The following is a 12,139-nucleotide window of genomic DNA, read 5'->3' on the forward strand; positions in this document are numbered from 1 at the left end:
TCGTCATGCGAAGAGTCGTCGCCAAGTCTCGGGGCCGGGGTACCCGTCGGCCGCGCTGCCGCGCCAGCCCTGCGCCCGTTGGAAGGCTTCGACGTTGCGCCGGTCGGCCTCGGTCCACCTCGGGCCGGGGCCGGAGACGTAGTGCCGGCCGTAGCCGCGCTTCACCAGCCGCTTGCCGAGCTGGGTGACGTGGGAGTTCGACCGGCCCGGACGGAACCGGTCCTTCCCGGGGAACGCCGGCCGTGCGCTCGCGCCGGGAGAGCCGGCCGCCCCGGCGGCCGGGATGTCCTTGCCGAGCCCGTTGACGAGGTACCGCCAGGTGTCCGGACCCGGCAGCCCGTCGGCCTCCGCGCCCCGCCAGCCCTGCGCCCGCTGGAACGCCTTGGTGGCACGCCGGTCGGCCTCGCTCCAGCGAGGTCCGGGTCCCACCTCGTAGAAGCGCCCGCCGCCCCGGCCGACGAGCATCTCGCCGAGCCGCGTCACATGCGCGTTGTCCTCGCCGGTCCCGAAGGACTTCGCACCGGGGAAGGCCGCCGTCGCCGACGTGTCCCCCGGGCTGCCACCGGTTCCTCCGGTCACACCGTTGTAGCGGTACGCCACGTAATTCGCCGAATTGTTCCAGTACGCCATCGGCGTGGACAGCGCACGGGTGTTCGGCCTCGTCTGCTCGTACGCGAGGTAGTGGTCGTGCGTGTAGTCGGTCCAGCCGCCGAAGATCGTCACGTGCGACCCCTTGGTGGGGTCGGACGGGTTGTGGAACAGCAGGATGTCGCCGGGCTGGAGGTCGCTCCGGTCGATCCGGGTACCGAAGCGCGACAGGCTCCCCGTCCACTCGTTGCCGTCCAGGTTCCAGGCCATCGACACATAGCCCGAGCAGTCCTGGCGGTAGCCGTCGGACCAGTACTTGGTCATGGAGTACGGCACCTTCGCGTCCACCCACCGCTTGGCGCGGTTGATGATGTCGGCGCGGCTGGTCTTGCGCAGCGTGTCGACCGAGTAGGTCTTCGACGGTCCCGCCGACGGGGGCCGGCGCAGCGGGCCGCTCACCCCCTGCGGGGTCTGGGGATCCGGTCGCGCCACCAGCGACGGCGCGGCCCCGTCGGCCCGCGCGGTGCCGAGCGCCGGCCGGGCGCCGCCGTCCGCGACGGCCTCGCCCGCGCCGGCGCCGGTGCCGCCGAGGGCGACACCGGCCGCGGTGGCGAGGACCAGGGCCCGGCGCGCGCCGTGTGCGGCAGGGTGGCCGCCCGCGCGCGGGGACAGGCCCCGGGCCAGCCGACGGCGCTGCTCGGCGCATCCGCCACAGGGGCAGTCGCAAGCGGGTTCGTACTCCTCGAAGACAGGTGCGTTCATGCGAACCCTCCACACTCGACAAGATGCTGAACCGTGCACACCAGGAGCCAACAGTCCTGACTAATCACACTTTGACGGATCAAAGGTAAAAAACGACTATCCGACAGGCCGCATCACTCATCAAATGGTCGGGAGCACTCCGGAGCGTCGGGTAGAGTTCTCCAGGTCAGCAGGCGCCGCTAGCTCAGTTGGTTAGAGCAGCTGACTCTTAATCAGCGGGTCCGGGGTTCGAGTCCCTGGCGGCGCACGCAAGGCCGAGGCCCCCTCGTGATCACACGAGGGGGCCTCGGTCGTTCCCCGGTTTCACCGCCCCGGGAGCGGCGGCCTTCGCGGCAACTTCACAGTCCGGCCACAGCTCCACCTCCAACAGACCCCCAATGGGGTCATATAACACCCAACCGGCATCTTTCACTCTTGCGATCATGGCTGGGGTCGTAGAACCTATCCTGAAGCCGAAGCGCCCAAGGAAGCATGCGTTCCTCGTAGTTGGGGCACCAGAAGAGTTTGCTCCGGTTTGCATACCGAGCGGGGTGGGGGCCCCGTTCATGGTCCGATGCCGCAAACGGCGTCATGCAACCGGAAGGTCCCGATGCGTGTCTGTACTGAGGGCGGTGCGCGACCAGGCGGGCCACCACCGGGCGGCCCGCCACCGACATGTCCGGGACGGGTGGTCTGCGGGGGCCGTCTCCGGACGAACCGACCGACCAATCACGCAGCCAGCATGCGTGCGGGGGGATGACTGATGACGTCGACGCCGAACGGCGAGCGGCCGAACAACGACGCGTCCCGGACCACTCAGCTCCGGGTTCCCTCGCAGCTCAGGAACGCCAGAGCCCGGCTCCGGCCCAAGGCCGAACTGCCCAGGTACGACTACGAGCACTACAGCCGGCTCGCCGGGCCGCTCACCCAGCCGGACCCGAACAAGCCGTACAAGGTGCAGTACCGCTCACTGCTCTCGCAGGAGCCGCACCGGATCCGGGCCGCCCTGCTGCTCGGCGCCGCCCCGCTCCTCTCCCTCGGGCTCTTCGCCTGGCTGATGCAGCCGCAGCACTGGACCGAGCGCGACCCGAACCTGAAGAACGACACCCTGCTCGTCCTCGACATCGTGATGCTGGTCTCGATCGGACTGATCGAGCTGTTCCGCACGATGAACGTGCTGTCGAACGCGCATGCGACGCTGGTGGCCCGTGACCCGGTCCCCGTCGTACCCGCGAGCGGCACCCGTGTCGCCTTCCTCACCTCCTTCGTGCCGGGCAAGGAGCCCCTCGAAATGGTGACGAAGACACTGGAGGCGGCGGTCAGGATCCGCCACCGCGGGTTGCTGCACGTCTGGCTCCTCGACGAGGGCGACGACCCCGCCGTCAAGGAGGTCTGCGCCCGGCTCGGTGTGCACCACTTCTCCCGCAAGGGCGTGGCGAAGTGGAACCAGGCGAAGGGCGCGCACCGCGCGAAGACCAAGCACGGCAACTACAACGCCTGGCTCGACGCGCACGGGGACGACTACGACTTCTTCGCCTCCGTCGACACCGACCATGTCCCGATGGCCAACTACCTGGAGCGGATGCTCGGTTACTTCCGCGACCCGGACGTCGGCTTCGTCATCGGCCCGCAGGTCTACGGCAACTACGACACGTTCGTCACCAAGGCGGCCGAGTCGCAGCAGTTCCTCTTCCACGCGCTGATCCAGCGCGCGGGCAACCGCTACGGCTCACCCATGTTCGTCGGCACGAGCAACGCCGTGCGGATCTCGGCGCTCAAGCAGATCGGCGGGCTGTACGACTCGATCACCGAGGACATGGCGACGGGCTTCGAGATGCACCGCGCCAGGAATCCGCGGACGGGCAAGAAGTGGCGCTCCGTGTACACCCCGGACGTGCTCGCCGTCGGTGAGGGCCCGACCGCCTGGACGGACTTCTTCACCCAGCAGCTGCGCTGGTCGCGGGGCACGTACGAGACGATTCTCAAGCAGTACTGGAGGGGCTTCACCACGCTGCCGCCCGGCAAGCTCTTCAACTACACGATGATGATCATCTTCTACCCGATGTCGGCGCTCAACTGGATCCTGGCGGCGCTGAGTTGTGCGCTGTTCCTGGGTATGGGGGCCTCGGGTGTGCAGATCGACCCGGCGATCTGGATGATGCTGTACGGCAACGCGTCGGCCCTCCAGATCGGCCTCTACATCTGGAACCGGCGGCACAACGTCTCGCCGCACGAGCCCGAGGGGTCCGGCGGTCTCGCGGGCATGGCGATGTCCGCGCTCTCCGCGCCGGTCTACGCGCGCTCGCTGCTCGACGCCGTACTGCGGCGCAAGAGCGGCTTCGTGGTGACACCCAAGGGCGACTCGTCGAGTCCGGACACCCTGTTCGGGACGTTCCGGATCCATCTGTTCTTCATCCTCGTCTTCGCCGGATCGCTGGTCTCGTCCTTCTTCTTCGGACACGACCATCCCGCGATGATCACCTGGGCCTCCCTGGCACTGCTGATCACGGCGTCGCCGATCATCGTCTGGCGACTGGGCATGCGCGCGGAGAAGAAGAAGCGCCGGAAGCACGGGGCGCACCGGGGCGGCGGGGGTACGCCGCCGAAATCCCCGTCGGCCTCCGGGTCCCCGCCCCAGGTGCCGGGGACCTCCCAGACCTCGCAGATTCCGCCGCAGGCGCCCCCCGGGGCCCTCGACCAGACCGTACAGATTTCCCTTGGGGGACCTAAGCAATGAGCGCGCTTCCCGTCCGGCCGAACCACCGCAAGAACCGGGCCCGCCGCTTGGCGATAGGCGCCGCGGTGGTCGTCGTGGTGGCCGGGATGAACGGGCCGGCGATGTGGCGGTTCGGTTCGGAGCAGTACCACGATTACAAGATCAACCGGCCCGACTACAAGGCCGCGAACGGACACTGGGACTTTCTCGACATCCCGTCGAAATTCAAGATCAATTCGATTCACGCGTCGCTGCTGCACACCGGCAAGGTGCTGCTGATAGCCGGGTCGGGCAACAACCAGAAGAACTTCGACGCGAACAAGTTCGAGTCGGTCCTCTGGGATCCGGCGACGAACGACTTCAAGATGATCCCGACGCCCAAGGACATGTTCTGTGCCGGGCACACCCAGCTGCCCGACGGAAAGCTGCTGGTGGCGGGGGGCACGAAGCGGTACGAGAAGCTCAAGGGCGACGCCACCAAGGCGGGCGGCCTGATGGTGGTCCACAACGAGGACCCAGACAAGCCGATGACGCTGCCGGCGGGCACGATGTTCACCGGGAAGAAGAACGGCAAGACCTTCGAGTCCAAGGACCCGGTGCTGGTCGAGAAGGCGAAGAAGATATTCGACCCGGCGACCGGCGCCTTCCTGCGGACCGAGCCCGGCCTCGGCCGTATCTACGTCGAGGCCCGGAAGACCGGGAAGAAGTACGAGACCGGCACCGAGGACAACTACCGGGTGCAGGGCATGAAGGGCGCCGACGCCCGTAACGTCTACGGCATCGCGCAGAAGCTCGCGCTCGACAAGAAGGACTTCCAGGGCATCAAGGACGCCTTCGAGTTCGACCCGGTCGCCGAGAAGTACATCAAAGTGGACCCGATGAACGAGGCCCGCTGGTATCCCACACTCACCACGCTGGAGGACGGCAAGGTCCTCGCGCTCTCGGGCCTCGACGAGATCGGGCAGATCGTCCCGGGCAAGGACGAGATCTACGACCCCGAGACCAAGGAGTGGGAGTACACGGGGATCATCAGGAAGTTTCCCACCTACCCGGCGATCTTCCTGATGGACAACGGCAAGCTGTTCTACAGCGGCTCCAACGCCGGATACGGCCCCGCCGACGTCGGCCGCAAGCCCGGCATCTGGGACCTGGACACCAACAAGTTCCAGAAGATCCCCGGCCTGAGCGACGCCGACACGATGGAGACGTCGGCGACCGTCATGCTGCCGCCCGCGCAGGACCAGAAGTTCATGGTCATCGGCGGTGGTGGTGTGGGTGAGTCCGAGAAGTCCAGCGAGAAGTCCCGGCTGGTCGATCTCAAGGACGACAAGCCGGAGTTCAAGGACGGCGCCGCGCTCGACAAGGGCACCCGCTACCCCAGCGCGTCGCTGATGCCGGACGACTCGGTGCTGGTCACGGGTGGCGCCGAGGACTACCGGGGCCGCAGCGGCTCCAACATCCTCGAAGCGCGGATGTACGACCCGAAGGCGGGCGAGTACAAGCGCGTCGCCGATCCTCAGGTCGGCCGCAACTACCACTCGGGCTCGCTCCTGCTGCCCGACGGCCGCGTCATGATCTTCGGCTCCGACTCGCTCTACGCCGACAAGGCGAACACCAAGCCGGGCGTCTTCGAGCAGCGGATCGAGATCTACACCCCGCCGTACCTCTTCCGGGACTCCAAGCCGGCGCTGACCGACGGACCGAAGCGGATCGAGCACGGCGAGTCCGGGGCCTTCACGACCAAGGACGCCGCGTCGATCAAGTCGGCGAAGCTGCTGCGGCCGAGCGCCGTCACCCATGTCACGGACGTCGAACAGCGGTCGATCGCCCTGGACCTGGAGAAGACGGACGACGGCATCGAGGTGACGGTGCCGAAGAACAAGGCGCTGGTGCCCGCCGGTTGGTACATGCTCTTCGTGACGGACGACAAGGGGACACCGTCCGAGGGCAAGTGGGTCGAGGTCCCGTAGGGCCTGATACGCCTGATACGCACGACGAACACGGAGGCCCCCGGCTCACGCCGGGGGCCTCAACGTTCGGTCGCCGCCCGCTACTTGGCGTTGCGCGCCAGTTCCAGGGCGTACTCCGGGTACCAGTCGCCCGCCTTGGGCCCGCCCTTGCAGTCGCCGTCCGACTCCCCCGGGCGCTTGACCCACAGATACGCCTTCACCAGCGGGTCACCGGTCTTCGTGGTCGGCGGCTCACCGAGCGCACGGCCGGGCGGATTGCACCAGTTCTCGGCCGGATCGCCCTCCGTGTAGGGGCCGTTGCCGTTGCGGCTGGTGTCGATCACGAACGGCTTGTTGCCGACCTTCGCCGACAGCTTCTTGCCGAACTCCTGGCTCACGTCGGTCGGGAAGAAGTTGGAGACGTTGACCGAGAAGCCGTCCGCCTTGTCGATGCCCGCCCACTGGAGCGGCTCGAAGAGCGCGTCGGGCGACTGCCAGCCGGCGTTGCCCGCGTCCAGGTAGACGGTGGTGGCCGGCTGCTGCTTGAGCCGTTCGATGGCGCCCTTCAGCAGGTCGTACCGCTCCTCGTGGAACTCCTCGGGCGTGCACCCGTCCACCAGGTGCAGCAGCGCGTCCGGCTCCAGGACGACCGTGGCCCGCCGGTCACCGATGCCCTTGGCGACCTTGTCGACCCAGTCCCGGTAGGCGTTGCCGTCCGCCGCGCCGCCCTTGGAGAACTGGCCGCAGTCGCGGTGCGGGACGTTGTAGAGGACCAGCAGGGCGTCCCGGTCGGCCTTGGCGGCGGCCTCCGTGTAACCGCGGGCCTCCTGCTCGGGGTTGTCCGGGCCGATCCACTCACCGACGGGCTGTGCGGCGATCTTCTTGATCAGGCCGGCGTTCTCGTCGTCGCCGTCCTTCGTGTAGTCGGCGACCTGCTTGGCCGCGTTGCCGTCGGGGTTGACCCAGTACGGGTCGGTCGCCTTGGGCTGCTGGCTCGTGGCCGGGTTCTTCTCGCCCTTGTCCTCGCCGCCGGAGGAACAGCCCGCGACGAGCAGTGCCGCTCCCGCGGCCGCCGCGCACGCCGTCACTCGAAGACCGCGACCGGAATTACTGCCGTGCATCCACTCCCCCTCGGTACCTGCTCGTCGGTGCCGCCCCCCAGGCGCCCCGCTCCTGCCCTGCCTGCCGCCCGCCTGCCCGGACAAGACCGGTCGAATCCATCCTGGCATACGGCCCGCGGCCGTAACGCCGACCGCTCGCCTTCGTGCGCGAGCTGTGACAGCGGGGCCGTGGGGAGGCTCCGGGGCGGCCGGATCAGCCATCGTGGCGCGCCTCCTCCACATCGGTGAGGTACGCCGAGACCACCACGTTCGCCGTGTACGTACGCCTCTCGCGGTCGAAGGTCCCGCCGCAGGTGATCAGCCGCAGTTCGGCACGGTCCGGCTCGTGGGGGCCGTACACCTTCCGCGCGTCGAACTTCTCCCGCGAGTAGACCCGTACGTCGTCGATGGTGAACTCGGCGACCGAGCCGTCGGACCGGGTCACCCGGACCTTCTCGCCGGGCCGGGCCGCGCTCAGGTCGTAGAAGACGGCCGGTTCGGTCCGGGTGTCTACATGGCCGACGAGGAGCGCGGTGCCCGTGGCACCGGGCCGGGCGCCGCCCTCGTACCAGCCGACCGTCCCCGATTCCTCGTACGGCGGCGGCTCGACCGCCCCGGTGACGTCCAGACCGCGCGAGACGACCGGCGCCCCTATCCCTACGGAGGGAACATCCACGCGGCGCGGATCGGCGGGCTCCAACGGGTCGCGGGCCACCGGGCGTTCCCCCACCGGGCGGCCGACGGCGGCGATGTCACCGGTCATGGGCCCCGAGGTGCCGACGACGGAGTCGGGGCCCCAGCCCCAGAGGCCGAGCAGCAGGGCGGCGAAGGCGGCTCCGGTCAGCAGTCGGCCGGATCCGGTCCGGCGGTCGGTGTCGGACATCTCAGCCGTCTCAGTCGGAGTCCCGCGCGGCGGAACGCTTCCGGCGCGCGCTGCGGATGGCCACGGCCACGGCGGCGACGCCTGCGAGGACGAGCCCGATCACGGTGTGCGGGGTGCTGGGACCGGCCTCGTCGGCGGCGGTACCGACCGTCCGGCCACCACCACCCGCCCGCACGGGAGCGACGGGCGAGGCCCGGTGGTCGCCGGGGTCGGCGTGGGACTGGGACGGAGAGGACCGGGGCTGCCGGCCGGTCCGCGCGGGCTCGGTCCTGGACTCGGGCTTCGACTCGGGCTTCGCGGAAGCCTTGGCGGACGCCGTGGCCGAGCTCTTGGGCTTGGGCTTCGGCTTCGCGGAGGCCGAAGCCGAGGTCTTGGCCGAGGGCTTCGGCTTGGGCTTCGGCTTCGGGTCGCGGTCCACCTCGAAGACGGCCGCACGCCGGTGCTCGTGCCCGTCGCACCAGACGTCGACCGCGTACCTGCCGTCCTTCACCGACGACTTGACCTTCGCCTCGCCCTCCAGCGGCGACGTCCGGTCGTCGCCGCCCCGGCGGGATCCGAGTTCGGAGTCGGCGACGAAGACGTCCGACCGCGCCGCCCCCGCGCCGGGGTCCTCGCAGCCACTGACCTTGATCTTCACCTCGCCGCCGGGGCGGACGGGTGACGGCGTGACCGTCGCCTTCACGGAGTCGTGGGCGCCGGCGGCGGTGGTACCGAGAACGGGGACCGCCACCATGGCGGCGACCAGCCCTGCGGCACGCAACGTGAGCAAGCCTGAACGCATCGTGAACCTCCTGATGAAGGAAGCCTCACGCTTTTGGCCGGATCCCGCATCCGCAGCGGGCCTGGAAAACTTTCGCAGACCGCCATGACCTGCGATTATTCCGTCAGATCAGGTCAGATCAGATCCACCAGATCGGCGATCGAGTCCACGATCGTGGAGGGCCGGAACGGATAGCGGTCGACGTCCTCCGGCTTTGTCAGACCGGTCAGTACGAGGAAGGTCTCCATCCCGGCCTCCAGCCCGGCCAGGACGTCGGTGTCCATCCGGTCACCGATCATCGCGCTGGTCTCGGAGTGCGCGCCGATGGCGTTCAGCCCGGTCCGCATCATGAGCGGATTCGGCTTGCCCGCGAAGTACGGGGCCTTGCCGGTCGCCTTGGTGATCAGCGCGGCGACGGAACCGGCCGCGGGCAGCGGCCCCTCGGCCGACGGGCCCGTCTCGTCGGGATTGGTGCAGATGAAGCGGGCGCCGTCGTTGATCAGCCGGATCGCCTTGGTGAGGGATTCGAAGCTGTACGTGCGCGTCTCACCGAGCACCACATAGTCCGGGTCGTGGTCGGTGAGGATGTAGCCGATGTCGTGCAGCGCCGTCGTGAGCCCGGCCTCGCCGATGACGTACGCCGTGCCACCGGGGCGCTGGACGTCCAGGAACTTGGCGGTCGCGAGCGCGGAGGTCCAGATGTTGTCCACGGGCACGGCGAGACCCATCCGGGACAGCCTGGCCTGGAGGTCGCGCGGGGTGTAGATGGAGTTGTTGGTGAGGACGAGGAAGGGCTTGCCGGAGTCCCGGAGGCGCTTGATGAACGCCTCGGCACCGGGGATGGGGATGCCTTCGTGGACGAGGACACCGTCCATGTCGGTGAGCCAGGATTCGATCGGCTTGCGCTCTGACATGTGACGGACTCCTGCCGTACGCAGTGTGCTGGTGGCGCCGCGGGCACTGCTCCGTACCGCTCGGCGACTCCAGCCTAATCAGGTACCGGTGATCGCGGCTCCCAGGGAGGCGCGGTCGGGGTGCGGCGGTCGGTGCCGCCGCCCCTGTCAGTTGCCGGTGGCGGTCTTCCAGGCGGCGACGTAGCCGTCGAGGCCAGGCTCGATCTTCTCCCAGTTGGGCTCGAAGAGCGTGACGCCGTCGAGCAGCCCGGCCAGTTCGATGGCGTTCTCGTCGGTGGGTCTTATGTCCGTACGGGCGGGAAAGCCGCCGCCGATGCCACTGACCTGCCTCTGGGCCTTCTCGGTCAGCATGTAGTCGAGCAGCCTCTTGCCGTTCGCGCTGTGCGGGGCGTCCTGCATGAGGCCGGCTCCGTAGTACATGGCGAACGTGGTCGGCTTGCCGCCCTCCCTCGCCGGGAACCAGATGGCGATGTTCGACAGGCTCTTGGACTGCTCGAAGTTGGTCTGTACGTCGCCGTTCGCGACGAGGATCTCGCCCTTGTCGACCTTGGGCGCGAGCTTGAAGGTGGAGGGGGTCGGGCCGACGTTGTTCTCTTCGAGCTTCGCCAGGTACTCCATCGCGGGCTTCTCGCCGCCGAAGTCGTTCATGGCCTTGATGAGCAGGCCCGTCCCGTCGCCCGCGACTCCGGGGGTCGAGTACTGGAGCCTGCCCTTGTACTTGGCGTCCAGCAGCTCCTCCCAGGTGGCCGGAGGATCCGTCAGTTCCTTCTTGTTGTATATGAAGCCGAAGTAGTTGTTCACGACCGACGTCCATCGGTTGTCGACGGACTTGACCGAACCGTGCACGCGGTCCGAGCCCTTGGGGTCGTACGACGCCAACAGCCCCTTGCGCTCCGCGTGTTGGATGTAGGGCGGCAGGGCGATGATGAGATCGGCCCGGGTGTCGTTCTTCTCGCGGACCACCCGGTCCACCATCTCGCCGGAACCGCCCTCCTCGTACTCCACCTTGATGCCGGTGTCCTTCTCGAAGTCCGCGAAGACCTCGTCGTACCAGCCGTCGCCGTCGACACCCTTGAGCCCGTCGGCGCTGTAGACGGTGACGGTCTTCTCGCCGGAGGCGTCGGAGCCGTCGCCGCATCCGGCGAGCGAGACGGTCAGGGCGAGGCTGCCGACGACGGCCGTGAGCGGTGTGCGACAGCGTCTGGAGGTGAGGGCGTTACGGGAGTTGAGGGGGTTGCTGGGCATGACGGCTCGTAATCTCCTAGCGGGGGGTGGCTCGGGGCGGGGCCGGGCTGTGCCCCGTACCTCTGTGCACCGACACGCCCGCTCACCACCCGTAGATCACATAGGGACCCGCGGAAATGGCGATGTCGAGGACCACGCACGCGACTTCGTGGGTCGCGGGGGTGGTCGGACTCCAGAATCGCTTCGTTCAGGCCCAGGACGAGCATGAGAGTACCGCTCACCGGGCGCCCTGACAGCGCCCGTACCGGGAATTCGAGACAGGCTCAGCGGCGCTTGCGCGGGCGGCGGAGGCCGACGATCAGGGCTGTGCCGGCGACGACGAACACTCCCGCGGCGATCGCGGGGCCGGCGAGGGATCCGGAACCGGTGTCGGCGAGTGCGCCGATGCCGAGGGGAGGCGAAGAGTCCTTGCCCTCTTCGGAGTTGGGGGCGGAGGTCTGTGCGGGGGCGGGGGTGGTGCCGGTGGTACGGCTCGGTTCACCGGTGCCGGTGCCGAGTTCCGTGTCGCGGTCCGTCCCCCCACCCTTCTCCCCAACACCCTTGCCGCGTACGGAGAAGTGGTAGTCGTTCGACTCCCCCACCCAGTCGCCGTCGCCGCCACGGCGCTGCACCGTCGCCGCGTTCGCCACGACCTCGTTGGTGGCGGCGGCGGCCGTGAAGGCAAGCCTCGCGCGGACGGTGACGGTCTGCCGGCCAGGGACCGCGTAGCCGGAGAAGCCGCCTTCGAGGACGGCGATGGTCTCGTCCTCGTCCGACTTCTCCAGCGACATGGTCCGCCAGCGGCCCTTGTCGTCGGTGAGCTGGAGGCGGACCTGGGCCGCGGTGAGGGAGCGGTGCCGGTCGGTGAGAACGATGACCGGGTGAATGTTGTGGCACGCCTCGTCGGTGCTGTTGGTGAGATCGATGGACCAGGACTGTGGCGGACCGCCGGGGCGGTACTCGTCCGGGCCGCCGTGGATGTGGGTGTCGATGGGAAAGTCCGGATCGGACGCCCTGCCGCAGCTCGGCTGCCGGTCGGCGCCGGGCCCCGGGCCCGGCCCGTCCCCCGCGCCCACGCCCGCGCTCGCGTCGTCGTCCGGCACCGCGGCGGTCGCGGCCGTCGCGGCCGTCGCGGGCAGCACCGTGGGCACGATCGTCCCGACGGCCACGACACCGGTGGCTCCGATGACGCCGATGATTCCGGTGATGCCGGGGACGAGGACGGGGCGCAGTCGCATGGATCGCATGGGGGGATGCCTTTGCT

General features: G+C 68.9%; 9 protein-coding genes and 1 tRNA gene. 3 read left to right on the plus strand and 7 right to left on the minus strand.

Translation table 11 applies throughout. The features are described from left to right. Positions 1 to 3 precede the first annotated feature (3 nt). Positions 4 to 1,350, minus strand: coding sequence for a peptidoglycan-binding protein (locus tag GXP76_RS18100; RefSeq protein WP_242572578.1), 1,347 nt, complete (start codon positions 1,348 to 1,350; stop codon positions 4 to 6). Positions 1,351 to 1,523: 173 nt separating this feature from the next. Here GXP76_RS18100 and GXP76_RS18105 point away from each other — a divergent pair. The 3 genes from GXP76_RS18105 to GXP76_RS18115 all read left to right on the plus strand — a co-directional run bounded on the left by GXP76_RS18105 (position 1,524) and on the right by GXP76_RS18115 (position 6,015). Beyond that, a tRNA-Lys gene (locus tag GXP76_RS18105) sits at positions 1,524 to 1,597 on the plus strand. Positions 1,598 to 2,092: 495 nt separating this feature from the next. Next, positions 2,093 to 4,066 (plus strand): glycosyltransferase family 2 protein, encoded by a 1,974-nt coding sequence (locus tag GXP76_RS18110; RefSeq protein WP_242572579.1) that lies wholly within the window; start codon positions 2,093 to 2,095, stop codon positions 4,064 to 4,066. Continuing rightward, positions 4,063 to 6,015 (plus strand): kelch motif-containing protein, encoded by a 1,953-nt coding sequence (locus GXP76_RS18115; RefSeq protein ID WP_242572580.1) that lies wholly within the window; start codon positions 4,063 to 4,065, stop codon positions 6,013 to 6,015. Before GXP76_RS18110 ends, GXP76_RS18115 begins: the two co-directional genes overlap by 4 nt. A gap of 80 nt (positions 6,016 to 6,095) precedes the next feature. On the opposite strand, the gene GXP76_RS18120 is transcribed toward GXP76_RS18115, so the two are convergent. From GXP76_RS18120 to GXP76_RS18145, 6 genes are all read right to left on the minus strand, one after another. Continuing rightward, the gene (locus GXP76_RS18120; protein ID WP_242572581.1) at positions 6,096 to 7,115 is read right to left on the minus strand and encodes a glycoside hydrolase family 6 protein; all 1,020 of its coding nucleotides are present in this window, start codon (positions 7,113 to 7,115) and stop codon (positions 6,096 to 6,098) included. Positions 7,116 to 7,308: 193 nt separating this feature from the next. Next, complete coding sequence (locus tag GXP76_RS18125; protein WP_242572582.1) at positions 7,309 to 7,977, minus strand: class F sortase; 669 nt, start codon at positions 7,975 to 7,977, stop codon at positions 7,309 to 7,311. A 10-nt stretch (positions 7,978 to 7,987) separates the two neighbouring features. Next, positions 7,988 to 8,758 (minus strand): hypothetical protein, encoded by a 771-nt coding sequence (locus tag GXP76_RS18130; RefSeq protein ID WP_242572583.1) that lies wholly within the window; start codon positions 8,756 to 8,758, stop codon positions 7,988 to 7,990. A 113-nt stretch (positions 8,759 to 8,871) separates the two neighbouring features. After that, the gene (locus tag GXP76_RS18135; RefSeq protein ID WP_242572584.1) at positions 8,872 to 9,651 is read right to left on the minus strand and encodes an HAD-IIA family hydrolase; all 780 of its coding nucleotides are present in this window, start codon (positions 9,649 to 9,651) and stop codon (positions 8,872 to 8,874) included. A 147-nt stretch (positions 9,652 to 9,798) separates the two neighbouring features. Beyond that, positions 9,799 to 10,896 (minus strand): 2-aminoethylphosphonate ABC transporter substrate-binding protein, encoded by a 1,098-nt coding sequence (locus GXP76_RS18140; RefSeq protein WP_242572585.1) that lies wholly within the window; start codon positions 10,894 to 10,896, stop codon positions 9,799 to 9,801. Positions 10,897 to 11,159: 263 nt separating this feature from the next. Continuing rightward, positions 11,160 to 12,139 (minus strand): hypothetical protein (locus GXP76_RS18145; RefSeq protein ID WP_242572586.1); only part of this gene is annotated, 980 nt, incomplete at its 5' end.

Origin of the sequence: Streptomyces sp. NP-1717 (assembly GCF_022695985.1) — a bacterium.
In the GTDB taxonomy this organism is placed as follows: Bacteria; Actinomycetota; Actinomycetes; order Streptomycetales; family Streptomycetaceae; genus Streptomyces.

What these genes read in the sequence shown, in the direction of transcription:
- GXP76_RS18115 (WP_242572580.1), top strand. Translation starts at nt 4,063, where the DNA reads ATGAGCGCGCTTCCCGTCCGGCCGAACCACCGCAAGAACCGGGCCCGC.
- GXP76_RS18120 (WP_242572581.1), bottom strand. Translation starts at nt 7,115, where the DNA reads ATGCACGGCAGTAATTCCGGTCGCGGTCTTCGAGTGACGGCGTGCGCG.
- GXP76_RS18130 (WP_242572583.1), bottom strand. Translation starts at nt 8,758, where the DNA reads ATGCGTTCAGGCTTGCTCACGTTGCGTGCCGCAGGGCTGGTCGCCGCC.
- GXP76_RS18110 (WP_242572579.1), top strand. Translation starts at nt 2,093, where the DNA reads ATGACGTCGACGCCGAACGGCGAGCGGCCGAACAACGACGCGTCCCGG.
- GXP76_RS18135 (WP_242572584.1), bottom strand. Translation starts at nt 9,651, where the DNA reads ATGTCAGAGCGCAAGCCGATCGAATCCTGGCTCACCGACATGGACGGT.
- GXP76_RS18100 (WP_242572578.1), bottom strand. Translation starts at nt 1,350, where the DNA reads ATGAACGCACCTGTCTTCGAGGAGTACGAACCCGCTTGCGACTGCCCC.
- GXP76_RS18125 (WP_242572582.1), bottom strand. Translation starts at nt 7,977, where the DNA reads ATGTCCGACACCGACCGCCGGACCGGATCCGGCCGACTGCTGACCGGA.
- GXP76_RS18140 (WP_242572585.1), bottom strand. Translation starts at nt 10,896, where the DNA reads ATGCCCAGCAACCCCCTCAACTCCCGTAACGCCCTCACCTCCAGACGC.